We start from the raw sequence: 24,241 nt of genomic DNA, 5'->3' as shown, positions 1-24,241 counted from the left end.
CCCTGATTCATAAGGGCTTTTTTGTTTTTGAAAAGCGGCCCGTCACACACTGAACTCCCATTATGTGAGTCGATCGATCACATATTGAATAAATCAAACGGGCAGAACTACAATCCGACCAAAGCTGGCAAACGGCACTTCGCGTGCCGCCGGATCGACCGCCCAAGCGGCGCCCGGCACGCGACAAGAACAACGGAGACACGTCATGCAATCGATCGCCTGCCCGCGTTCGCGGGCACCTTCGCACCGGACACCTTCGTCCGGCAAGCAGGCAGCGCACACTTCCTGGTCGGGCCATGCGGTTTCGGCGTTGCACGCGATGACGCCGTCATTCGCCGCTCGCCGCGCTTCGTGATTCGACAGGAGATCCGCGCCATGACTCAGTTCCAGAATCCCGAAACCGACGCCGCCGACGTGCAAGCCGTTCCCGCGAGCGCTCCGGACCTGAAACGCAACGGCAGCGGCGCCGCGCGCCACGCGCCCGATCCGGACGCGATCGCGCTGCCGAGCGCGCTCGTCGACATCACGCCGCAGCAGGCCGGTACGCAAACTCTGCTGCGCGGCCTCGCGATCCTAGAAGCTGCCGCCAACGGCGCGCGCGATCTGCGCTCGTTCGGCGCCGCGCTCGGCACCACGCGCAGCACGACGCACCGGCTGGTGAGTTCGCTGGTGCAGGCGCGCTATCTGCGCCAGGTGCAGGGCGGCTATCTGCTCGGGCCGAAGCTGATCGAACTGGGCACGATCGCGCTGGAACAGATGCCGCTGACCGCGGTCGCGCGTCCGCATCTCCAGGCGCTCGCCGACCATACGCACGACACCATTCACCTCGGCGTGCGCGACGGCGACGACGTCCTCTACATCGACAAGATTCCGGGCACGCGCGGGCTGGAAATGCGTTCGCGCGTCGGGCACCGCATGCCGCTGGCATCGACGGGGATCGGCAAGGCGATGATGCTCGACCTCGAAGCGAACGCGTGGAAGCGGCTGCTCGACGCGTCGCATCGCGTGCTGGCGAAAACCAGCTTCAAGCCCGACAACCGCCCCGACTTCGACACCTTCCTGCAACGCATGACGCGCTATGCGCAAGGCGGCTTCACCTTCGATCTCGAAGAGAACGAAGCGTCGATCCGCTGCGTCGCGGCGCCGGTGCGGGACGCGTCCGGGTCGATTGTCGCGGCCCTGTCGGTGGCGAGCACGATTCCGTACATGCCGCACGAACGCATGGAAGAACTGATTCCGGTCGTGCAGCGCGAGGCGCGCGCGATCTCCGAGGAACTCGGCTGGCGCGCGCCGCAGCCGTCGCGCAGGATCAAGCGATGAGCGCAACCGCGTCCGGACCCGCACTCATCGCGCTCGACTGGGGCACGACCTCGCTGCGCGCTTATCTGCTCGGCGGCGATGCCGGCGCGCTCGACACGCGCGCCTCGTCGGCGGGCATCATGAAACTGCCCGAAGGCGGCTTCGATCAGGCCTTCGAGGACACCTGCGGCGCGTGGCTCGATGCGCATCCGAAGCTGCCGGTGATCGCGGCGGGCATGGTCGGCAGCGCGCAAGGCTGGGTCGAGGCGCCTTACGTCGAAACACCGGCCGGCGCGGATGCGCTCGTCGGCGGCATCGTGACGGTGCAGACGGCGCGCGGCGTCGCGCTGCATGTCGTGCCCGGCGTGCTCGAACGCGGCACGCTGCCCAACGTGATGCGCGGCGAGGAAACCCAGATCTTCGGCGCGCTGGCGAGCGAACCGTCGCTGGGCGCCGCCGGCGGCGCGCTGATCGGCCTGCCGGGCACGCACGCCAAATGGGCGTTCGTCGGGCAGGACCGCATCGAGCGTTTCTATACCTTCATGACCGGCGAGACCTTCGGCGCACTGCGCGACCACACGATCCTCGGCCGCACCATGCATCCGAGCGCGACGCACGACGAAGCGGCGTTCCTGCGCGGCGTCGATACGGCGCGCGACGCCGGTCATCCGGGCGTGCTCGCGACGATCTTCAGCACGCGCACGCTCGGCCTCACCGGCCAGTTGACGGCGGAACAGCAGTCGGACTATCTGTCCGGCTTGCTGATCGGACACGAGCTGCGCGGCCTCAACGAAGTGCTGGTGCGCGAACAGGGCGCGCTGGCGGGCAAGACATTGCGCCTGATCGGCAACGACGCGCTGTGCGACCGGTATCGCGCCGCACTGGCGCGCTACGGTTGCCACGAGGCACGAACGGTCGCGCACGCCACCGAGCACGGCCTTTACCGAATTGCCGCGCAGGCCGGGCTGGTGTCCGCGCCGTCGTGCGCGGCCTGAGATGGAGTCACGAGACATGCAGCCTCCCATCAATCTGCCCGCGCCGTACGGCATGCACGGCGGCCTGGCCAAGGCGTTCGCCGCCTGTCCGCTGATCGCGATCCTGCGCGGCATCACGCCGGCCGAAGCCGCCGATCACGGCCGTGCCCTTTATGCGGCGGGCTTTCGCATCATCGAGGTGCCGCTCAATTCGCCGCAGCCGTTCGACAGCATCGCGGCCATCCGCCAGGCGCTGCCGGACGACGCGATTGTCGGCGCGGGCACCGTGCTGCATCCGAGCTACGTCGACAACGTGAAGGCGGCGGGCGGCGAGCTGATCGTGATGCCGCACAGCGACGCCGACGTGATCCGTGCCGCGAAGGCGCAGGGCATGGCGTGCGCGCCGGGCGTCGCGACGCCGAACGAAGCGTTTCTCGCGCTGAAAGCGGGCGCGGACGTGCTGAAGATGTTTCCCGCCGAGCAGCTCGATCCGACCGTGACGAAGGCCTGGCGCGCGGTGATTTCGAAAGAGGTGCCGCTGGTGCCGGTCGGCGGCATTGCGCCGGACAACATGGGGCCGTTCCTGACGGCCGGCGCGAACGGTTTCGGTCTGGGCTCGGCGCTGTACAAGCCGGGCCAGAGCGCCGAAGTGACCGCGCATCACGCGAAGGCCTTCATCGACGGGCTGGCACTGGCGCGACGTGAACATGGAGGCGAAAAGAAATGAGCCGCCTCGCCGGCAAGGTGGCGATGGTCACCGGCGCGGGACGCGGCATCGGCGCCGCGATCGCGCTGGCCTTCGCGCGCGAGGGCGCCGCGGTGGTGCTGGCGGAACTCGACATCGACACCGCGCAGGCCACGGCCGAACGCATTGCGGCGGAAACGAACCATGCGCGCGTGATCGCGCTGCGCACGGACGTGACGCAGAGCGCGTCGGTGCAGGACACGGTTGAGCAGGCGCAAGCGCGGCTCGGCCCGCTCGACGTGCTGGTGAACAACGCGGGCATCAACGTGTTCTGCGATCCGCTCACCATGACCGACGACGACTGGCGCCGCTGCTTCGCCGTCGATCTCGACGGCGTGTGGAACGGCTGCCGCGCGGTGCTGCCGGGCATGGTGGAACGCGGGCGCGGGAGCATCGTGAACATTGCGTCGACGCACAGTTTCAAGATCATTCCGGGCTGCTTTCCGTATCCGGTGGCGAAGCACGGCGTGATCGGCCTGACGCGTGCGCTCGGCATCGAGTACGCGCCGAACAACGTGCGCGTGAATGCGATTGCGCCGGGTTACATCGAGACGCAGCTGACGCTGGACTGGTGGGATGCGCAGGACGATCCGCGGGCCGCGCGCCAGGCGACGCTCGACCTGCAGCCGATGAAGCGCATCGGCCAGCCGCGCGAAGTGGCGATGACGGCGGTGTTCCTGGCGTCCGACGAGGCGCCGTTCATCAACGCGAGCTGCATCACGGTGGATGGCGGGCGCAGCGCGCTGTATCACGACTGATGCAGAAGACAGATCCGGACGAATGACGCACTGGCCGCTGTGCGACATCACACATGAGAAAAAGCGGCCGCACACCTTCGTAGCTTCGTAGCGCCCGCACGCGGGCATCTTTGAAATAACGGAAAAAGTCAGGAGACACAAGATGAAACGCAGACTGTTCCTCACGCTGATCGCTGCCGCCACGGCCACAAGCGCCTCCATGATCGCGGCGCCGGTTGCGCAGGCCGCCGACGACGTCAAGATCGGCTTCCTCGTGAAGCAGCCGGAAGAGCCGTGGTTCCAGGACGAGTGGAAGTTCGCCGAAATGGCCGCGAAGGAGAAGGGCTTCACGCTCGTGAAGATCGGCGCGCCGTCGGGTGAGAAGGTGATGAGCGCCATCGACAACCTCGCTGCGCAGAAGGCGCAGGGCTTCATCATCTGCACGCCCGATGTGAAGCTCGGGCCGGGCATCGTCGCGAAGGCGAAGGCCGACAAGCTCAAGATGATGACCGTGGACGACCGTCTCGTCGACGGCTCGGGCAAGCCGATCGAATCCGTGCCGCACATGGGCATTTCGGCTTACAACATCGGCAAGCAGGTGGGCGACGGCATTGCCGCCGAGATCAAGAAGCGCGGCTGGGACATGAAGGATGTCGGCGCGATCGACGTGACTTACGAACAGCTGCCGACCGCGCATGACCGCACCTCCGGCGCCACCGACGCGCTGGTCGCCGCCGGCTTCCCGAAGGCGAACATCGTGATGGCGCCGCAGGCGAAGACCGACACCGAGAACGCCTTCAACGCGGCCAACATCGCGCTGACGAAGAACCCGCAGTTCAAGCACTGGGTGGCCTATGCGCTGAACGACGAAGGCGTGCTGGGCGCGGTGCGCGCGGCGGAAGGCCGGGGCTTCAAGGCGGACAACATGATCGGCATCGGCATTGGCGGTTCGGACTCGGCGTTGAACGAGTTCAAGAAGCCGAACCCGACCGGCTTCTTCGGCACCGTCATCATCAGCCCGAAGCGTCACGGCGAAGAGACCTCCGAACTGATGTACGCATGGATCAAGGACGGCAAGGCGCCGCCGCCGCTGACGCTCACGACCGGCATGCTGGCGACGCGTGACAACGTTGCGTCGGTGCGTCAGCAAATGGGTCTGGCATCGAACTAAGACTTTCGTGCAGCAAGCGGGCCGCGCATGCGTGGCCCGCCGATGAAATCAGGAGGCGATGTGTCAGCGACGCTGCGGTTTGACAATATCGGCAAGGTGTTTCCAGGTGTGCGCGCGCTCGACGGCGTGTCGTTCGACGTCAACGCCGGCGAAGTTCACGGTTTGATGGGCGAGAACGGCGCGGGCAAATCGACCTTGCTCAAGATTCTCGGCGGCGAGTACCAGCCCGATTCGGGGCGCGTGCTCATCGATGAAAAGGAAGTGCATTTCGCTAGCGCGGCGGCGTCGATCGCCTCGGGCATCGCGGTGATTCACCAGGAATTGCAGTACGTGCCGGACCTGACGGTGTCCGAGAACCTGCTGCTCGGCGCGCTGCCGAACCGGCTCGGCTGGGTCAACAAGCGCGCGGCGCGGAAGCACGTGGCCGAACGGCTCGCGGCGATGGGCGTCGATCTCGATCCGAACGCGAAGCTGCGCAAGCTTTCCATCGCGCAGCGGCAGATGGTGGAGATCTGCAAGGCGCTGCTGCGCAATGCGCGCGTGATTGCGCTGGATGAGCCGACCAGCTCGCTTTCGCATCGCGAGACCGAGGTGCTGTTCAAGCTGGTGCGCGATCTCCAGGCCGACAACCGTGCGCTGATCTACATCTCGCACCGCATGGACGAGATCTACGAGCTGTGCAACGCGTGCACCATTTTCCGCGATGGCCGCAAGATCGCCTCGCATCTGTCGCTCGCCGACGTGCCGCGCGACACGCTGGTGCAGGAGATGGTCGGCCGCGAGATCAGCGATATCTACAACTACCGCGCGCGGCCGCTCGGCGACGTGCGTTTCTCGGTGAAGAACGTGCAGGGCGCTGCCTTGAGCGCGCCGGCGAGCTTCGAGGTGAAGCGTGGCGAGATTGTCGGGTTCTTCGGGCTGGTGGGTGCGGGCCGGAGCGAACTGATGCATCTCGTCTACGGCGCGGACAAGAAGAAGGACGGCGCGATTGCGCTCGACGGCCAGCCGATCAAGGTGCGCAGCACCGGCGAGGCGATTCGTCACGGCATCGTGCTGTGTCCGGAGGACCGCAAGGAGGAGGGCATTGTCGCGATGGCGACGGTTGCCGAGAACATCAACATTTCGTGCCGGCGGCATTATCTGCGCGGCGGTTTGTTTCTCGACCGGAAGAAGGAAGCGCAGACGGCGGACCGGTTTATCGACTTGCTGAAGATCAAGACGCCGAGCCGCCGGCAGCGCATCCGCTTTTTGTCGGGCGGCAACCAGCAGAAGGCGATTCTGTCGCGCTGGCTGGCGGAGCCGGATCTCAAGGTGGTGATTCTCGATGAGCCGACGCGCGGCATCGATGTCGGCGCGAAGCATGAGATCTACAACGTCATCTATCAGCTTGCGGAGCGTGGCTGCGCGATCGTGATGATTTCGTCGGAGTTGCCGGAGGTGCTGGGTGTGTCGGATCGCATCGTGGTGATGCGGCAGGGGCGCATTGCGGGCGAACTGCCGCGTGAGAAGGCGAATGAACAGGCGGTGCTGAGTCTGGCGCTGCCGCAGTCGGACAGCGTCGCGCAGGCGGCGTGAGCCGGGCGGACGGCGACGGAACAGGACAAGAGAGGAGTCAAACATGGAAGCCAGAGAAAACATCGTGGGGCAGGCGGCCGAGACGGTGGCGAGCACGCTGATCCCGCAGAAGAGTGACAAGCAGAAGTGGTGGCAGCAGATCACGGAATACAGTTTGATCGTGATCTTCGTCGTGATGTTCGTGACGATGTCGCTGACGGTCGATCACTTCTTTTCGATCGAGAACATGCTGGGTCTGGCGCTGTCGATTTCGCAGATCGGCATGGTCGCGTGCACGATGATGTTCTGTCTTGCGTCGCGGGACTTTGACCTTTCGGTGGGTTCGACGATCGCGTTTGCGGGTGTGTTGTGCGCGATGGTGTTGAACGCGACGGATAACACGGCCATTGCGATTGTTGCGGCGGTGGCGGCGGGTGCGGTGATCGGCTTCGTCAATGGGGCGGTGATTGCGTACTTGCGGATCAACGCGCTGATTACGACGCTGGCCACGATGGAGATCGTGCGTGGACTGGGTTTTATCGTGTCGCACGGGCAGGCGGTGGGTGTGTCGTCGGATACATTCATTGCGCTTGGCGGGCTTGCGATGTTCGGGATTTCCCTGCCGATCTGGGTCACGCTTGCGTGTTTCATCGTTTTTGGCGTATTGCTCAACCAGACTGTGTATGGGCGTAACACGCTGGCGATTGGGGGTAATCCGGAGGCATCGCGGCTTGCGGGGATTAATGTCGAGCGGACGCGGGTTTGGATCTTTTTGATTCAAGGCGCGGTGACGGCGCTGGCGGGGGTGATTCTTGCATCGCGGATTACGTCGGGGCAGCCGAATGCTGCTCAAGGATTCGAGCTCAACGTGATCTCGGCTTGTGTGTTGGGGGGTGTGTCGCTGCTCGGCGGACGGGCGACGATCTCTGGCGTGGTGATTGGCGTGCTCATTATGGGCACGGTTGAGAATGTGATGAATCTTCTCAATATCGATGCGTTTTATCAGTATCTTGTGAGAGGGGCGATTTTGCTTGCTGCAGTCTTGCTCGATCAGTTGAAGAATCGCGGTTCGCGGGATTGATGTTTTGCTTCTGCTTGCGCTTGGTTCTCTGCTCGCGCTTCTATGGAATACCTGTGTTCGCGTCGGTCTATTGGCACTGCCCCTCCCCGGGGCGGGGGTAACTTTCTTTGCCGCTGCAAAGAAAGTCACCAAAGAAAGCAGCTTTCTTACCGCCCAAGGTCCACTAGCGGCACGACACAGAAATGCCTCACTGGCCCGGCACTAGAGAGTGCCCTCACAGGCCATACCCGGCGTGGATCGCGGACCCACTGAGACAAACTGCCGTTTAACGAACTGGTGCAGCACCTGAAAATTCCGGCCCAGCGCTACGCGCTGCCGTAAGGTATGCAAGGGAAACCGGCGGGAGGCAGGGGACGCAGGAGCAATGAGATGGACGCGTTAGCAAGAGTGCACTGGCATCCCTGATTGACCGGTCGGCGGCGCGTAGCGCAGCGCCGGAGCTTTGAGGGGCTGTACCAGTTTGATTGAGGGCGCGGTTGCATAGTGGGTCCGCGATCCACGCCCGGTGTGGCCTATGAGGGCACTCTCTACTGCAGTGCCAGAAACATGGTTCTGTGTCGTGCCGCTAAATGACGCTGGGCGAGAAAAAAGCTGCTTTCTTTGGTGACTTTCTTTGCAGCAGCAAAGAAAGTTACCCCCGCCCCGGGGAGGGGCAGTGCTAATAGACCGACGCGAAAGCGGGAAGTCCATAGAAGCGCAGGCGAGAGAAACAGACCACGCGAAGGGCCAAGCGCAGAACCTCGCCCCGGGAAGGGGCAGTGCTAATAGACCGACGCGAAACCGGGAAGTCCATAGAAGCGCAGGCGAGAGAAACAGACCACGCGAAGGGCCAAGCGCAGAACCTCGCCCCGGGAAGGGGCACTGCTAATAGACCGACGCGAAACCGGGAAGTCCATAGAAGCGCAGGCGAGAGAAACAGACCACGCGAAGGGCCGCAAGCGAAGACCCCCGCCCCGGCGAGGGGCAAACCAACCCATCCACTGACCTCAAAACCATGCCCCAACCCGAACCCAAACTTGCCACCTACCCCAGCCTGTCAGGCAAAACAATCCTGATCACCGGCGGCGCGACCGGCATCGGCGAGGGTTTCGTCGAACACTTCTTCGCCCAAGGCGCGAAAGTCGCCTTCTTCGACATCAACACAGAAGCGGGAGAAGCACTCGCCGACCGCCTCGGCGCGGCACTGCAGCAACACCAAACCCGCCCGACGTTCCTGAACGTCGACCTCACCGATATTGACGCCTTGCGCAAAGGCATTGCCGATGTCCGCAGCACCCTCGGCCCCATCGGCGTGCTCGTCAACAACGCCGCCAACGACAAACGTCACGCCATCGAGGACGTCACCCCCGAATCCTACGACGCAGGCATCGCCGTCAACATCCGTCATCAGTTCTTCGCCGCACAGGCGGTCATCGACGACATGAAGCAACTCGGCGGCGGCTCCATCATCAACCTGGGCTCCATCAGCTGGATGCTCAAGCAAGGCAACTTCCCCGTCTACACCACCGCCAAGTCGGCGGTACAAGGCATGACACGCGGCCTCGCCCGCGATCTCGGCAAGTTCGGCATCCGCGTCAATACGCTCGTGCCAGGCTGGGTCATGACCGAAAAACAAAAGCGCCTCTGGCTCGACGACGCCGGCCGCGAAGCCATCAAGCAAGGCCAATGCATCGGCGGGGAACTGCTGCCGGAACACCTCGCGCGCGCCGCGCTCTTCCTCGCCTCCGACGACAGCGCCATGATCACCGCACAGGACATCATCGTGGACGGAGGCTGGGCCTGATGGACACCTCCCATGCCCGGCTCCTGATCGACAGCCAATGCGCCCTCGGCGAAGGCACAACCTGGTGCGCGGCCAGCCACCGCCTCTGGTGGACCGACATCGAAGGCGCCCGGCTATGGCGCTGCAATCCGCTCGACGGTTCGAGCGAGTCGTTCGACATGCCCGAGCGGCTCGCGTGCTTCACGCCCTGCGCCGACACACGCTTTCTGCTGCTCGGCCTCGCGTCGCGGCTCGCGTTCTACGAGATCGCAACCGGCCGCATCGACACCATCATGGAAGTCGAAGCCGGTCTGCCCACCCGTCTCAATGACGGCCGCTGCGACCGCGACGGACGCTTCGTGTTCGGCACCAAGCACGACGTCGAAGACGCGCAAGCCGTGGGCGGGTTCTATCGGCTCAACCCGGATCTTGCGCTGGAGCGACTGCCGCTCGGCGCGTGCGCGATCTCGAACAGCATCGGCTTCGCGCCCGACGGCAAGACGATGTACTACTGCGATTCACCGACGCGCCAGATCCGCGCGTGCCACTATCCTGACTTCACCGGCGACCGCGTGTTCGTCGAACTGACCGACATGACCGGCGTGCCGGACGGTTCCATCGTCGACGCCGACGGCGGCCTCTGGAACGCACAATGGGGCGGCGCGCGCGTCGTCCGCTACGGACCCGACGGCCGCGAGACGGCACGCATCGACGTGCCCACCACGCAGCCGAGCTGCACCGCGTTCGGCGGCCCGGATTTCGCCACACTGTTCGTGACGAGCGCACGCATCGGGCTCGATGACGACGCACTGCGTCGCGATGCCCACGCAGGCGGCGTGTTCGTCGCGACGCCCGGCGTGCGCGGCCTCCCGGAAACGGCATTCGCGGGCCGCGCCTGACAACAGCATTCGAGGCGGCGCGCGATGACGCGCCGCCCGACCCGTCCCGGCCGCGCCGGGTTTTTCGCCCCTCGATGGAGCACGCGTCATGACTGTTGCCCGCACAGAACCCAGACCGAATCCTGCATCGACGTCCCAGCTGCAAGCCCAGGCGCGCCGCTCGCGTCTGGCCGCCGCCACCGAGCCGCCAGTGCGGCCGGGTCCGGCCACGGCCGTCATCGCCATGGGCGGCACGCGCACCGAAGGCTGCATCACGCTCTCCAATGCGCATCTCCGGCTCGAACTCGCACCCGCGCTGGGCGGCGGCATCACGCGCTTCGACTGGCGCGACGAAGGCGCGCTCGTGCCGATCTTCCGGCCATGCATCGAGCCTGGACCCGACACCGATCCCAATCAGCTCGCGTGCTATCCGCTCCTGCCGTATTCGAACCGCATCGGCAACGGGCGCTTCCAGTTCTCGGGCCGCGCCATCGACGTGCCCTGCAACCGTGCCGGCGAACCGCTGCCGCTGCACGGCGACGGCTGGCTCGGCGCGTGGGACGTGGAAAACGAGGGACGCGCGGACGGCGAGGACGGCGGACGCGTGCGGCTGACGCTCGATCGCAGCGACGGCAAGCCGTACGCCTTTCGCGCGGCGCAGATGGTTGCGCTGGAAGAAGCGAGCCTCCTCGTCACGCTCGAGATCGAGAACGCCGGCGACGCCGTCTTGCCCTTCGGGCTCGGCCTGCATCCGTTCCTGATGCGCGAGGCCGACACCGAACTCTCGGCGGCGGCGGGCGGCCTGTGGCTGTGCGGCGACGACTGGCTTCCCGTGCGGCACGTGCCGGCGCCGCCCGCGTGGCAATTCGGCGTCGCCTATCCGATGCCCACCGCCATGGTGAACAACGCCTTCACCGGCTGGAGCGGGCGCACCAGCGTGCTGTGGCCGAAGCGGCGGCTGTCGCTGACCATCGCCGCCGACACCGATTACTACGTGCTCTATGCGCCGCCCGGCGAGGATTTCTTCTGCTTCGAACCGGTCGATCACCCGATCAACGCAGTGAACCTGCCCGGCGGCGCCGAAGCACACGGCATGACCGCGCTCGAACCGGGCGAACGGCTGACGCGGACCTTCCGCTTCACCGTCGAACGGACCGGCGAGGCCACGCGCCGCGGCCGTCCGAAGACCCGGGCCGGAGCCAAGGCACGCACGCGCACGGCCGCCGCGCGTTGAACGTGTCATGAAGCGGAAGGGGAAGCGCTGCGCCGCACGTTAAAATGCGGCGCATCGACGTTCAACGAAATCCCCGCCATGTCCTTTCTCCAGACCCTCCAGACCGCGTGGTCGCGGACTCAATCGCTGCTGTGCGTCGGCCTCGATCCCGAGCCCACGAAGTTTCCCGGCGCGCTCAACGGCCGCTCCGACGCGATCTTCGAGTTCTGCAAGTCCATCGCCGATGCCACCGCGTCTTATGCGTCGTCGTTCAAGCCGCAGATCGCCTACTTCGCCGCGCATCGCGCCGAAGACCAGCTCGAAGCGCTGATTGCGCACATTCATGAGCGCCATCCCGGCATTCCCGTGATTCTCGATGCAAAGCGCGGCGATATCGGCAGCACCGCGGAGCAATACGCGAAGGAAGCCTTCGAGAGATATCGCGCCGATGCCGTGACGGTCAATCCGTACATGGGTTTCGATTCCATTCAGCCGTATCTCGAACACGAGGGCCGGGGCGTGATCGTGCTGTGCCGCACGTCGAATCCGGGCGGCTCCGACCTGCAATTCCTCACCACCGGCGGCCAGCCGCTGTATCAGGTCGTCGCCCGGCTCGCGGCGGAGAAGTGGAACGCGAGCGGGCAGCTCGGGCTCGTGGTCGGCGCGACCTTCCCGAAGGAAATCGAAACGGTGCGGGGCATCGTCGGGGACATGCCGCTGCTGATTCCGGGCATCGGCGCGCAAGGCGGCGATGTCGAGGCAACCGTGCGCGCCGGCCGCACCGCGAACGGCGCGGGCATGCTGATCAACTCGTCGCGCGCGATCATCTATGCCGGCAAGGGCGATGACTACGCGCAGGCCGCAGCCGATGCGGCGAAGAAGACGCGCGACAGCATCAATCAGTATCGGTAACGCGACGCCTCATTCGCCGGGGATAGGTTCGAACAGCGCTTCGAGATCCTCGGCGGAAAACATCTGCGTCAGGCTCGTGTTCGCCGACAGGATTCCCGCCGCAAGCGCCGCCTTGCTCTCCTGCATCGCCAAAATCCTTTCTTCGATGCTTCCGGCCGCGACGAGCTTGTACACGAACACCGGCTTGTCCTGTCCGATGCGGTGCGCGCGATCCGTCGCCTGATTCTCGGCGGCCGGATTCCACCACGGATCGTAATGAATGACGGTGTCCGCCGCCGTCAGATTCAGCCCCACGCCGCCCGCCTTCAGGCTGATCAGGAAGATCGGTACCTCGCCCGCCTGGAAACGCCGCACCGGCGTCTTCCGGTCGACGCTCTCGCCTGTCAGCGTCACGTAGGCGAGGCCCGCCTGATCGAGCGCATGCGCGATGATCGCGAGCATTCCCGTGAACTGCGAGAACACCAGCACGCGCCGTCCCTCTTCAATGAGTTCCGGCAGCATCTCCAGCAGCAGGGCGAGCTTCGCCGAACCTTGTCCCTTCTTCGCGCCGGGCATTTTGACGAGCGACGGGTCGCAGCAGACCTGCCTCAGCTTGAGCAACGCGTCGAGCATCAGGATATGGCTGCGCGCGACGCCCTGTTTTGCAACGGCGTCGCGCACTTTCTTCTGCATCGCGGCGCGCACGGTTTCGTAGAGGTCGCGTTGCGGCCCTTCCAGTTCGACGCGGCGCACGATCGTCGACTTGGGCGGCAGTTCGGTCGCGACTTCGTCCTTGCGGCGACGAAGCATGAACGGTCGGATCCGGCGGGCAAGCAGAGCGCGGCGCGTGGTGTCGTTCAGCTTTTCGATCGGCCTGCGCCAGCGGGAGGAGAACTCCTTCTGCGTGCCGAGAAACCCGGGCAAGAGAAAATCGAATTGCGACCAGAGTTCGCCCAGATGATTCTCGAGCGGCGTGCCGGTGACGCACAGCCGATGCCGCGAGCGCAAGGTGCGCAGCGCGCCCGCCGCCTTGCTCGACGCGTTCTTGACCTGCTGGGCTTCGTCGAGGATCAGCAGATGAAAGTCGTGCTGCGCCAATGTGTCTTGATCGCGCCAGACGAGCGGATACGTCGTCACGACGAAATCGTGTGCGGCGATTTCCGCAAAACGCTCATGGCGTCGCGGCCCATGCAGATCCAGCACTTTCAGCGCGGGCGCGAAACGCCGCGCTTCTTCGATCCAGTTGCTGACAAGCGTCGTCGGCACCACGATCAGTGCCGGCTGCGCGAGCCGGCCCGCTTCCTTCTCGACGAGTATGTGCGCGAGCGTCTGAACGGTCTTGCCCAGGCCCATGTCGTCGGCGAGCACGCCGGCGAGGTCGTGCTCGCGCAGAAACTGCATCCAGTCGAGTCCATCGCGCTGGTAGTCGCGCAGCGTGGTGTGCAGGCCGCGCGGGGCCTCGATGCGTCGCGGTCTGGCGGCGCTGCCCAGCCGTTGCGCCAGCTTGACGAGCAACGCGTCGCCATCGAACTGCCAGCGCTGTTTGTCATTCGTTCCGGCGAGGTTCGTTCCGGAAAGGCGGCCGGCCTCCAGCGCCGACAGCCGCAGGGGCGCCGCAGCGCCGGGCCCGGTGCGGTCGAACAGGTCGAGCAGGTCATGCACGAGCGGCTTGATTCGGGCTGCGCGCAACTCGAAACGACGGCCCGTCTGCGTGCGGAATTCGATGGCATGGCGGTCGTCGATCATGTCGATCGAGCCGTTGAGCCAGCGACGGTCGCGTGCGAAGAGTTCGGCGAGCAGCGGTTCGAGACGCACGCGCTCCGCCTCCACCATGATGCCAAGTTCGAGATCGAACCAGCCGTCTTCGGAGGCGCGCGCGGTGGCATCGATTTCGTCGATCTCGACACGGTCGAAGCGCGAATTGGGCGCGATCACCACGCGCCAGCCCGCTGCATGCAGCGCGGGCACGTCCTGTTCGACGAAGCCCGGCCACGCGTCCCGGTCCGGCATGAAGAAGGCGCCCGCACAGGGTGAATCATCGTGGCTGACGGGCGCACCGGAGACCGGCTTCAGACCGCTGTCGAGCAGGCGTTGGGCGCAGCTGTTTTCCGCAACGCGCCGGCGCGCGACGCGAGCCAGTTCACCGCCCGCGAGCCGCACGAGCATGTGCGGACTGTTCGCCGCGATCTTGACGCCGTCGTAGTCGAATTCGAGGCGCGCGAGGTCGAGTTCGGTCGGAGGCATGTCGAGCCTGCCGGGCGCATCGAGCAGAAGCGTGTCGAGCGTCAGCACCGGAACCGGCTCGGCCTCGATCGTGCGCATACCCATGTCGCCGTCCTCTGGCGGGGCGGGCAGTTCAGGCGCGCATTCGGCGAGCGCAGCGCGTACCAGGTTCGCTTCCCGCGGGGTCAGCGCGGGCATGGACAAGTAATCGGCGAGCAGCGCGTCGGGCATCGGCGCGTCGATGACGCCGGTTTCGCTCGTGACGAGGTCGATGTACCAGGCCGGCTCGGTCGGCAGCACGACGTTGGATTCGGGCTCGGTTTCGAGCGACGCGAGGATCATGTCGTCGCCGTGCGGATTCCATTCGATGTTCGCGCGGCGGCTCGCGCCCTCTCGCAGCGGCTCGAGCAGTTGCATGGCGCCGGGATTCGCTTCGAAGTAGAGGCGGCCGGTCGTCAGCATCATGTGCCAGATCTTCGCTCCGCGCGCAGCCCACAACGCGTAACCATGGTTCGCCGCTTGACGCTCCGACCGCAGCGCGCGAGCGATGGCGTCGTCTTCAGGGGTCACGAAGCGGGGCGGGCTGTTCCACGCGGCGTAGTTCGGGTACCACGGTTCGACTGCGCGAATGTCGCCGTCGACGCCGAGTCGCGCTTTCAGCAGGGTCAGTTCGAGGCTTGCCGCGGTGGAAAACGGCAGCGTGAGCACATAGAGAATCTGGTGTTTCGCACCCGTCGCGGGTTTCGACGCTTTCGCCTGCGCCAGTTGGACCGCCTGAACGCTCGCGCGAAAGCGCGTGAGCCATTGCCCGACTTCAACGCTCACGCCGTTCCGCGCGGCTTCGTCCTCACGCTCCAGGCAGGCGAGAAGCGTCGCCGCGACATGCTTGCATTCATGGCCGACGGGACACGAGCAATAGCCGTGCGGACGCTCCTCGTGAAGCGAGATTTCGACTGCGTAGGGCCGCGCCTGCGTGCCCTTGACCTGCGCGCGCAGAATGTTTCCCTCCCAACTGATGTCGGCGACGGCGCGGACGTAGCCGAGCGCCTTGTCGAATGTCTTCGGGCCCATCCAGCGGGCCACCTGGTCGCGCGTGAAACGGACGGGACGGGGCGCGTCGCTGCGTGCTTTGCTCATACGATGAACGTGTGTCTCAACGCTCGCGCTGATCGATGAACTCCAGCAGCGTACGCAGCGCGTGCGCCGCCGCCTGGGTGCGCACCTGATCGCGGTCGCCCTTGAACAACACCGTTTCGACCGTCGTGTGCAGCCGGTTGCTCCAGCCGAAGCACACCGTGCCCACCGGCTTCGCCTCGCTGCCGCCCGCCGGGCCCGCCACCCCCGTGATCGACACCGAAACCTGCGCGCGGCTGTTGCGCAGCGCGCCTTCGGCCATGGCCTTCGCGACCGGCTCGCTCACCGCGCCGTGCTGCTCGATCAGCGCAGCGGGCACGCCGATCATTTCCGTCTTCGCCAGATTCGAATAGGTGACGAAACCGCGCTCGAACCATGCGCTGCTGCCCGAAATGTCCGTGATCGCGGCCGCGACCATGCCGCCGGTGCAGGATTCGGCGGTGGCGAGCATCAGCCGCTCGTCGCGCAGGGCGTTGCCGACGCGGATCGCAAGTTGGTGTACGACGGTGTCGGTTGGCATGGCAGAGATCCGAAGGTGAAGGTGGAAGTCAGACGGTCATGCGCCACAGCGCGATCACGAGCAGCGTGAAGAACGCCGCGACGAGGTCATCGAACATGATGCCGAATCCGCCTTTCAGATGGCGATCGAAATAGCGGATGGGCGGCGGCTTCACCATGTCGAAGAAGCGGAACACGACGAACGCCCACATCTGCCCGGTGAAGGTGGCGGGCGTGACGAGCAGCAGCACGAGCCAGAACGCGACGATCTCGTCCCACACGACCGGCGACGGATCCGCGATGCCCATTTTGGTCGCGGTGAAGCCGGTGAACCCGCATCCGGCGATAAAGCCCACGACGATCAGCGCGCCCCATTCCGCCACCGTCAGGTACGGATTGAGCACGACGAACGACAGCCACGCGAACAGCGTGCCGACGGTGCCGGGCGCGACCGGCGACAGCCCGCTGCCGAAGCCAAGCGACAGGATGTGCAGCGGATGCGTGAGCATGAAGCGCGCGCTTGCGCGGCGCGGCGCCGCGGTTTCGCCCGCGAGGGTCGGGTCAGTCTGCATGGAAATGATCGAAGCCTTGCAACGTCAGGGAGAGCGGGGCGCCGGAGGCATCGCGCCAGGCGAGGGCGGGCGCATCCCCGGATTCATCCGGAGATTCGATTGTACCGATGCGCGTCAGCGGCACCTGCACGCGCTGCGCGATCGCGGCGAGCGTGTCGCGCGCCGACTGCGGCGCGGTGAAGCAGAGTTCGTAATCGTCGCCCCCGGCGAGCGCGCACTGGCGGCGCACGGCATCGGGCATCGTACGCAGCGCGTCGGAGCACGGCACGGCATCGGCATCGACGACGGCGCGCACCCGCGAGCGTCTCAGGATGTGCATCAGGTCGCCGGCGAGACCGTCGGAGATGTCGAGCGCCGCATGCGCCACGCCGCGCAGCGCCAGCCCCAGCGCGATGCGCGGCTCGGGCCGCTCCAGCGCGCGGCGCCAGTCAGCGGCCGCGGCGGCATCGGGCGCCTGCCACTCGCCGCGCAGCAGGCCGAGACCGGCGCGCCCGTCGCCGAGCGTGCCCGACACCCAGATGTCATCGCCGGGACGTGCGGCATCGCGGCGCAGGGCCATGCCGTGCGGCACGTCGCCGAATACGGTGATGCAGAGATTGAGCGGCCCGCTCGTGGTGTCGCCGCCGACCAGCGCGCAGCCGTGCCGTGACGCCAGCGCGAACAGCCCGTCGCTGAACGCGGCGAGCCACGCTTCGTCGGCGCGCGGCAAGGCCAGCGCCAGCGTGAACGCATGCGGCTGCGCGCCCATCGCGGCCAGGTCGGAGAGGTTCACGGCGAGCGCCTTGTGCCCGAGCGCGGCCGGATCGACATCGGCGAAGAAATGGCGGCCTTCCACCAGCATGTCCGTCGAAATGGCCAGTTGGCTGCCAGCAGGCGGCGCGATCAGCGCACAGTCGTCGCCGATGCCGAGCGGCGTCGCGGCGGCATCGTCATGACGCGGTGCGGGCGCCGTCGCGCGGCGGGCAAAGTATCGGTCGATCAGTGAAAACTCGGAAAGCATGGTCTGCCGTGAAGGGTTTTTTGTGCGCTGCAAGAACGGAACGAGGCGCGCCCGCCGTCGCCCTCGGGCGCCCGCGGCACATCTCAAAAAAATCGAACGACAGGCGGCGAGCCTTGCCTGGCCGGGCGATCAGACCTTTTCCGGTCATGGCAGTTGTAGCCGAAATGCACGGGCCGCTGCCCGAAACGCCCGCTGATTGGCGCTACAATGCGTTCGAACTTCCATTCTAAATCCCGCACCACTGGCCCGCCTTATGACGACTCCCGCCAATACCAAGTTGCGCGAAGCAGCGCTCGACTATCACGAATTTCCCGTCCCGGGGAAGATCGCCATCGCCCCGACCAAGCAGATGATCAACCAGCGCGACCTCGCGCTCGCGTACTCGCCGGGCGTCGCGTTCGCGTGTGAGGCCATCGTCGAGGATCCGCTGAACGCCGCGCGCTTCACCGCGCGCAGCAACCTCGTCGGCGTCGTGTCGAACGGCACGGCCGTGCTCGGCCTCGGCAACATCGGACCGCTCGCGTCCAAGCCGGTGATGGAAGGCAAGGCCGTGCTGTTCAAGAAGTTCGCCGGCATCGACGTGTTCGATATCGAGCTGAACGAAAGCGATCCGCACAAGCTCGTTGACGTGATCGCCGCGCTCGAGCCGACCTTCGGCGGCATCAATCTCGAAGACATCAAGGCGCCGGACTGCTTCATCGTCGAGCGCGAGTGCCGCAAGCGCATGAAGATCCCGGTCTTCCACGACGACCAGCACGGCACGGCCATCGTCGTCGCGGCGGCGATCACCAACGGCCTGAAAGTGGTCGGCAAGGACATCGGCGAAGTGAAGCTGGTGGCGTCCGGCGCGGGCGCGGCGGCGCTGGCCTGCCTGAACCTGCTCGTCGATCTCGGCATGAAGCGCGAGAACATTTTCGTGACGGACCTGGCCGGCGTGGTCTACAAGGGCCGCACGGAACTGATGGACCCGGACAAGGAACTGTTTGCCCGCGAAACCAGCGCGCGCACGCTGGCCGAAGTGATGGAAGGCGCCGACGTGTTCCTCGGCCTTTCGGCAGGCGGCGTGCTCAAGCAGGACATGGTCAAGGGGATGGCCGCAAAGCCGCTGATTCTCGCGCTCGCCAACCCGACGCCCGAGATCCTGCCGGAACTCGCGCTCGAAGTGCGTCCGGACGCGGTACTGGCCACGGGCCGCACCGATTACCCGAACCAGGTCAACAACGTGCTGTGCTTCCCGTTCATCTTCCGCGGCGCGCTGGATGTCGGCGCGACCGTCATCACGAAGGAGATGGAAGTCGCAGCGGTGAACGCGATCGCGGAACTGGCGCGTCAGGAGCAGAGCGATATCGTCGCGACCGCTTACGGCATCCAGGATCTGTCGTTCGGTCCGGAGTATCTGATTCCGAAGCCGTTCGACCCGCGCCTGATCGTGAAGATCGCGCCGGCGGTGGCGAAGGCCGCGATGGAATGCGGCGTGGCGACGCGTCCGATCGAGGACATGGACGCCTACGAACAGCACTTGCAGCAGTTCGTGTATCACAGCGGTACGACCATGAAGCCGGTGTTCCAGCTGGCGCGCAGCGTGGAGCCGGAGAAGAAGCGCATCGTATTCGCCGAGGGCGAGGAAGAGCGCGTGCTGCGCGCGGTGCAGATCGCGGTGGACGAGAAGATCGCCAAGCCGATTCTGATCGGCCGGCCGGCGGTGATCGAGCAGCGCATCCAGAAGTTCGGCCTGCGCCTGACACCGGGCGTGGATTTCACGGTGGTCGATACGGATCACGACGAGCGCTATCGCGACTTCTGGCAGACCTACGCGAAGATGATGGCGCGCAAGGGCATCAGCGAGCAGATGGCCAAACTGGAAATGCGCCGGCGCACGACGCTGATCGGTTCGATGCTCGTCAAGAAAGGCGAAGCCGACGGCATGATCTGCGGCACGGTGAGCACGACGCACCGGCATCTGCACTTCATCGATCAGGTGATCGGCCGCAAGGAAGGCGCGAACGTCTATGCGGCGATGAATGCGCTGGTGCTGCCGGGCCGGCAGATTTTCCTGGTGGATACCCACGTCAATGTGGACCCGACGCCGGAGCAGCTCGCTGAAATCACGATCATGGCGGCGGAAGAAGTGCGGCGCTTCGGCATCGTGCCGAAGATCGCGCTGCTGTCGCACTCGAACTTCGGCACGAGCAACGCGCCGACCGCGCAGAAGATGCGCGACGTGCTGGCCCTGCTGAAGGAACGCGCGCCGGATCTGGAAGTGGACGGCGAAATGCATGGCGACGTCGCGCTGGATGCGCGTCTGCGCAAGGAAGTGCTGCCGGAATCGACGCTCGAAGGCGATGCCAACTTGCTGGTGCTGCCGAACATCGATGCCGCGAACATCTCCTACAATCTGCTGAAGACGGCGGCGGGCAGCGGCATCGCGATCGGGCCGATCCTGCTCGGCGCGGCCCAGCCGGTGCATGTGCTGACATCGTCGGCGACGGTGCGGCGGATCGTCAACATGACGGCGCTGCTGGTGGCGGATGCGTCGGCGGCGCGGTGAGGTAAGCCGAGCTGAGCGCTTCGGGCGCAAGATGGCGGTGTAGAGCGCGGCGGATTTTTCCGCCGCGTTTTTTTTTGAGCTGCGGGGTTTCTGAGCGCTGCGGCGTCTGTTCGATTCCTTGTCCCAATCTCTGCGCAGTTTTTCAGCACAGTCCTTGACAGTCCCGCCGAAGCGCCTTCGCGGGATTGAGCGCATTCCCGGCACACCATGAGACGCCTCCGAGGCACGCCGAGGTTTTAAGAGTCGTGCCATTTCAGGGATTAGTCCTGAACCTTAATGTTCCAGCACGAACTCCAGACGGAATGCGATCCGGCTGACACGAGTTCCCGCACGCGAGCGGAATCAAACGAAGCAAAGGTCCTTCGTCGTCCGGGCGATGTGATTCATGTCGCTTTCTCCGTGTCGTGTCCATGGGCAAATTAATAAGGATCAGAAAATGAATAAGGCGCACCGCACTGTTTGGTCGGAGGCTACCGGGAACTGGGTGGCGGCTCCCGAAACCGCCAAGGGAAAAACCAGGCGCAGTCAGAAGGCGATCTCGGCAGCGGTGAGCTCGCTGGCGATGGCGCTGGGCGGCGGCAGTCTGCCGGCGGAGGCAACTGTTGGCGCGGCGGGCATCGAGATTTGCGAGAACGGCACGGACACCGGCATCAACAGCAGTGTCTGCGCGATTCCGAGTTCCGGCGGTGTGCAGAATGGCTGGGGGCTGTTCACCAATAACGGCGCGGGCTTTACCACCAGCGAACCCGCGTTCATCACCGGTGTGATGCAGGGTTATGTGACGATGTATGGCCAGAACGGCGTGTACTCGTGGAGCGACCTGTACATGAACGGCGCGAACAACGTGCTGGGCGGCACGGGCACAGCGCACAAGATCAAGGGCCTGGCAGCGGGCGACGTCACGACCTCGAGTCAGGACGCGGTGAATGGCTCGCAGCTGTTCGCGACGAACCAGTCGATCAATAACCTGAAGTCGGCCGGGACCACGTATTTCCATGCCAACAGCACGGGCGCGGATTCGGTGGCATCGGGTTCAGATGCAATTGCGATCGGCCAGGCGGCGACGGCATCCTCTTCGAACGGCATCGCGATGGGTAATGGCGCGGTTGCAGGCGGCTCGTCCGGCTGGGGCAACATCGCCATCGGCGGTGGAGCGCAGGCGCAAACGGCAAGCAACGGCGGCAACAACAACGGTACCGGACGAAGCACGGCCATCGGCTATCAGGCGAACGCCACGGGAAGCAGTTCGTGGGGAAACAACACGGCCATCGGCGCCACAGCGACCGCCGGCGGCTTTAACTCGACCGCTGTTGGTGTCGAGGCTCTGACGTCGGCGAACGATGGCGTGGCAGTCGGATCGTGGACCACCGCTTCGGGAGCCAATGGTACGGCCTTGGGCTTCGGAGCAAACGCCAGAAATGCGAATGACGTAGCACTGGGCGCGAACTCATCGACGGCTGCGGTCGTCAACTCCACCGGCGCGACCATCGGCGGCAAGGCCTATACGTTCGCCGGCAGCAATGCGGGAAGCACGGTATCCGTCGGTTCTGTGGGCGGCGAACGCACGGTGACGAACGTCGCGGCGGGCCAGTTGTCGTCGACTTCGACGGACGCCGTGAATGGCTCCCAGGTCTTCGCCACCGATCAGGCGGTGAACCAGAACACGACGGACATCGCCAACGCATTCACCGCGATCAACAACGTCAAGAGCACGGGCACGATGTACTTCCATGCCAACAGCACAGGCGCGGATTCGACGGCTGCGGGTGCGAATGCGATTGCCATCGGGCAGGCGGCGACAGCGGGATACGCCGGGGACATTGCGATCGGCTTGAACGCGACCACGAGTGGCGCGTACGGTTATCCCGCCATGGCGATCGGGAGAAATGCGCAAGCCACTGCGATGGGCACGATGGCGCTGGGCGTGAATGCACTGGCCAACGTCAATGCAGCAATCGTATTGGGTTATGACTCCACTTCGTCGGCCGATAACGCACTCGCGCTCGGGGCGAACACCCTCTCTTCGGCCACCGCTGCGTCATCGGTCGGGGGACGTTCGACGGCAAGCGCAAGCAGCGCAACCGCAGTGGGCTACGGTGCCAAAGCAAGCGAGACGAATAGCGTCGCATTGGGTGCCAACTCCACCACGGCGGCCGTGGTGAACACCACGGGTGCAACGATCGGCGGCAAAGCCTATACATTCGCCGGCAGCAACGCAGGAAGCACGGTATCCGTGGGTTCGGCGGGCGGCGAGCGCACGGTGACAAACGTCGCGGCCGGCCAGTTGTCGGCGACTTCGACGGATGCCGTGAATGGCTCCCAGATCTTCGCCACCGATCAGGCCGTGAACCAGAACACGACGGAAATCGCCAACGCATTCACCGCGATCAACAACGTCAAGAGCACGGGTTCGATGTACTTCCACGCGAACAGCACGGGCGCGGATTCGGTGGCGTCAGGCTCGAATGCCATCGCCGTCGGGCAGGGCGCATCGTCGGACGCGAAGGACGCAATAGCGATGGGCAATGGCGCGAGCGCGGGCGGGGCGTCTGGTCCCAGCAACATCGCCATCGGCGCGGGCGCGCAGGCGCTGACTGCAACGTCCGCCGGCGACTTTCAAACCGGCCGCAGCATTGCCATCGGTATGTCGGCCAATGCAAACAGCGCTGCGTATGGCAACAACACCGTGATCGGCGCGGTGGCCACGGCGAGCGGGATGAATGGCGTGGCAATCGGTGTCGATTCGCGAGTGTCCGCTGACAATGGCGGCGTGGCAATAGGAGAACATGCGAATTCGTCTGGAAGCTTTTCGGAGGCGCTTGGCTACGGAGCCACCGCGTCAACGAACAACTCGGTGGCGCTCGGATCCTTCTCCACCACGGGCGCAGTCACAAATACCACTGGTGCGACGATCGGCGGCAAGGCCTACACGTTTGCCGGCAGTAACGCGGGGAGCACGGTATCCGTAGGCTCTGCAGGCTCGGAGCGCACGGTGACGAACGTCGCGGCAGGCCGCGTATCGTCGAACTCGACCGATGCCGTCAACGGCTCGCAACTCTACGCGGCCGATCAGGCCATCGACCAGAACACCGCCGACATCAGCAACGCAGTCAACTCGATCAACACCATCGTCGCCACGGGCACGAAGTACTTCCACGCGAACAGCACGGGAGCGGATTCGTCGGCCTCGGGTTTTGAAGCCATCGCGATCGGATCCAGCGCCACGGCCCTGGGCGGTAATAACGTGGCGATCGGATACCAGGCCACCACGTCGGTCAATGGCGATCTGGCGATTGGCGGCATGGCGCAGGCGACCGGAAGCGGCGGCGACGGCGCCACGGCGGTCGGCGTGAATGCAAGCGCCAATGGCAGCTTCTCGTCGGCGCTCGGCAACCACTCCAGGTCCGGAAATATCGGCGATACCGCCGTGGGCGGCTATGCCAGTGCGACGGGCGGAGGCACCACCGGACAGTTCGCGGTGGCAATGGGCTATGGCGCCTTGGCGACCAGCGGCGCGACGGCGCTCGGCGGCAACAGCAACGCGGCCGGTGCGAAGTCGGTCGCGCTGGGGTCGGGCGCCAAGGCAAGCAACGCGAACGACATCGCGCTCGGCGCCAACTCGACGACGGCGAACGTGGTGAACACCGCCGGCGCGACGCTCGGCGGCAAGGACTACGTGTTCGCGGGCAGCAACGCGGGGAGCACGCTATCCGTGGGTTCGTCGGGCGCGGAACGCACGGTGACGAATGTCGCCGCGGGCCGCCTGTCCGCCAGCTCGACCGATGCCGTCAACGGCTCGCAACTCTTCGCGGCCGATCAGGCAATCAACCAGAACGCCGCTGACATCAACAATGCGGTCAATTCGATCAACACGATCGTCGCCACGGGCACGAAGTACTTCCACGCGAACAGCAGCGGAGAGGATTCGACAGCCCTCGGTCTCGACTCGGTCGCCATCGGG

Annotated in this window: 17 protein-coding genes; 13 read left to right on the top strand and 4 right to left on the bottom strand. The window is 65.4% G+C overall.

The window, feature by feature from the left end:
* The first annotated feature begins 375 nt into the window (after positions 1-375).
* From QCE69_RS12605 to pyrF, 11 genes are all read left to right on the top strand, one after another.
* Entirely contained in the window at positions 376-1,320 is a 945-nt protein-coding gene (locus tag QCE69_RS12605) for an IclR family transcriptional regulator (protein WP_309931035.1), read from the top strand.
* A complete protein-coding gene (locus QCE69_RS12600) occupies positions 1,317-2,294 on the top strand; it encodes a 2-dehydro-3-deoxygalactonokinase (protein WP_309931033.1) in 978 nt (325 codons plus the stop codon). The genes QCE69_RS12605 and QCE69_RS12600 overlap by 4 nt, the downstream gene beginning before the upstream one ends.
* Before the next feature lie 16 nt (positions 2,295-2,310).
* Positions 2,311-3,000: a 2-dehydro-3-deoxy-6-phosphogalactonate aldolase gene (locus QCE69_RS12595; RefSeq protein ID WP_309931030.1), complete on the top strand. Its 690-nt coding sequence runs from the start codon at positions 2,311-2,313 to the stop codon at positions 2,998-3,000.
* Positions 2,997-3,776 carry an SDR family oxidoreductase gene (locus QCE69_RS12590; RefSeq protein WP_309918474.1) on the top strand — a complete coding sequence of 260 codons (780 nt, stop codon included), beginning with the start codon at positions 2,997-2,999 and terminating at the stop codon, positions 3,774-3,776. The genes QCE69_RS12595 and QCE69_RS12590 overlap by 4 nt, the downstream gene beginning before the upstream one ends.
* Positions 3,777-3,918: 142 nt before the next feature.
* A complete protein-coding gene (locus QCE69_RS12585) occupies positions 3,919-4,926 on the top strand; it encodes an arabinose ABC transporter substrate-binding protein (RefSeq protein ID WP_309809827.1) in 1,008 nt (335 codons plus the stop codon).
* 60 nt (positions 4,927-4,986) lie between these two features.
* Positions 4,987-6,501 carry an L-arabinose ABC transporter ATP-binding protein AraG gene (gene araG, locus QCE69_RS12580; RefSeq protein WP_309918471.1) on the top strand — a complete coding sequence of 505 codons (1,515 nt, stop codon included), beginning with the start codon at positions 4,987-4,989 and terminating at the stop codon, positions 6,499-6,501.
* Between the two features lie 43 nt (positions 6,502-6,544).
* The gene (gene araH / locus QCE69_RS12575) at positions 6,545-7,561 is read left to right on the top strand and encodes an L-arabinose ABC transporter permease AraH (protein WP_309918468.1); all 1,017 of its coding nucleotides are present in this window, start codon (positions 6,545-6,547) and stop codon (positions 7,559-7,561) included.
* A gap of 994 nt (positions 7,562-8,555) precedes the next feature.
* A complete protein-coding gene (locus tag QCE69_RS12570) occupies positions 8,556-9,344 on the top strand; it encodes an SDR family oxidoreductase (RefSeq protein ID WP_309918465.1) in 789 nt (262 codons plus the stop codon).
* Entirely contained in the window at positions 9,344-10,222 is an 879-nt protein-coding gene (locus QCE69_RS12565) for an SMP-30/gluconolactonase/LRE family protein (RefSeq protein WP_309931028.1), read from the top strand. The genes QCE69_RS12570 and QCE69_RS12565 overlap by 1 nt, the downstream gene beginning before the upstream one ends.
* 88 nt (positions 10,223-10,310) lie before the next feature.
* Positions 10,311-11,435, top strand: coding sequence for an aldose 1-epimerase (locus QCE69_RS12560; RefSeq protein ID WP_309918458.1), 1,125 nt, complete (start codon positions 10,311-10,313; stop codon positions 11,433-11,435).
* Between the two features lie 78 nt (positions 11,436-11,513).
* Positions 11,514-12,326 carry an orotidine-5'-phosphate decarboxylase gene (pyrF, locus tag QCE69_RS12555; protein ID WP_309931026.1) on the top strand — a complete coding sequence of 271 codons (813 nt, stop codon included), beginning with the start codon at positions 11,514-11,516 and terminating at the stop codon, positions 12,324-12,326.
* Between the two features lie 9 nt (positions 12,327-12,335).
* Here pyrF and QCE69_RS12550 read toward each other — a convergent pair whose 3' ends face one another.
* From QCE69_RS12550 to thiL, 4 genes are read right to left on the bottom strand one after another with little or no spacing between them, the layout of a single operon-like run.
* A complete protein-coding gene (locus tag QCE69_RS12550) occupies positions 12,336-15,665 on the bottom strand; it encodes a DEAD/DEAH box helicase (protein WP_309931024.1) in 3,330 nt (1,109 codons plus the stop codon).
* A 16-nt stretch (positions 15,666-15,681) separates the two neighbouring features.
* Positions 15,682-16,182, bottom strand: coding sequence for a CinA family protein (locus QCE69_RS12545; RefSeq protein ID WP_309918449.1), 501 nt, complete (start codon positions 16,180-16,182; stop codon positions 15,682-15,684).
* 28 nt (positions 16,183-16,210) lie between these two features.
* Positions 16,211-16,732 (bottom strand): phosphatidylglycerophosphatase A, encoded by a 522-nt coding sequence (locus QCE69_RS12540; RefSeq protein WP_309931021.1) that lies wholly within the window; start codon positions 16,730-16,732, stop codon positions 16,211-16,213.
* Positions 16,722-17,732 (bottom strand): thiamine-phosphate kinase, encoded by a 1,011-nt coding sequence (thiL, locus tag QCE69_RS12535; protein WP_309918444.1) that lies wholly within the window; start codon positions 17,730-17,732, stop codon positions 16,722-16,724. Before thiL ends, QCE69_RS12540 begins: the two co-directional genes overlap by 11 nt.
* A 253-nt stretch (positions 17,733-17,985) precedes the next feature.
* Here thiL and QCE69_RS12530 point away from each other — a divergent pair, with 253 nt between their 5' ends.
* Positions 17,986-20,280, top strand: a complete 2,295-nt coding sequence (locus QCE69_RS12530) for an NADP-dependent malic enzyme (RefSeq protein ID WP_309918442.1) — start codon at positions 17,986-17,988, stop codon at positions 20,278-20,280.
* Positions 20,281-20,716: 436 nt separating this feature from the next.
* A partial coding sequence (locus tag QCE69_RS12525) for an ESPR-type extended signal peptide-containing protein (protein ID WP_309931019.1) occupies positions 20,717-24,241 on the top strand: 3,525 nt, incomplete at its 3' end.

Source organism: Caballeronia sp. LZ032 (assembly GCF_031451315.1).
Lineage (GTDB): Bacteria > Pseudomonadota > Gammaproteobacteria > Burkholderiales > Burkholderiaceae > Caballeronia.
The sequence above is the reverse complement of the archived record's forward strand: the minus strand, read 5'-3'. Positions and strand labels throughout refer to the sequence as shown.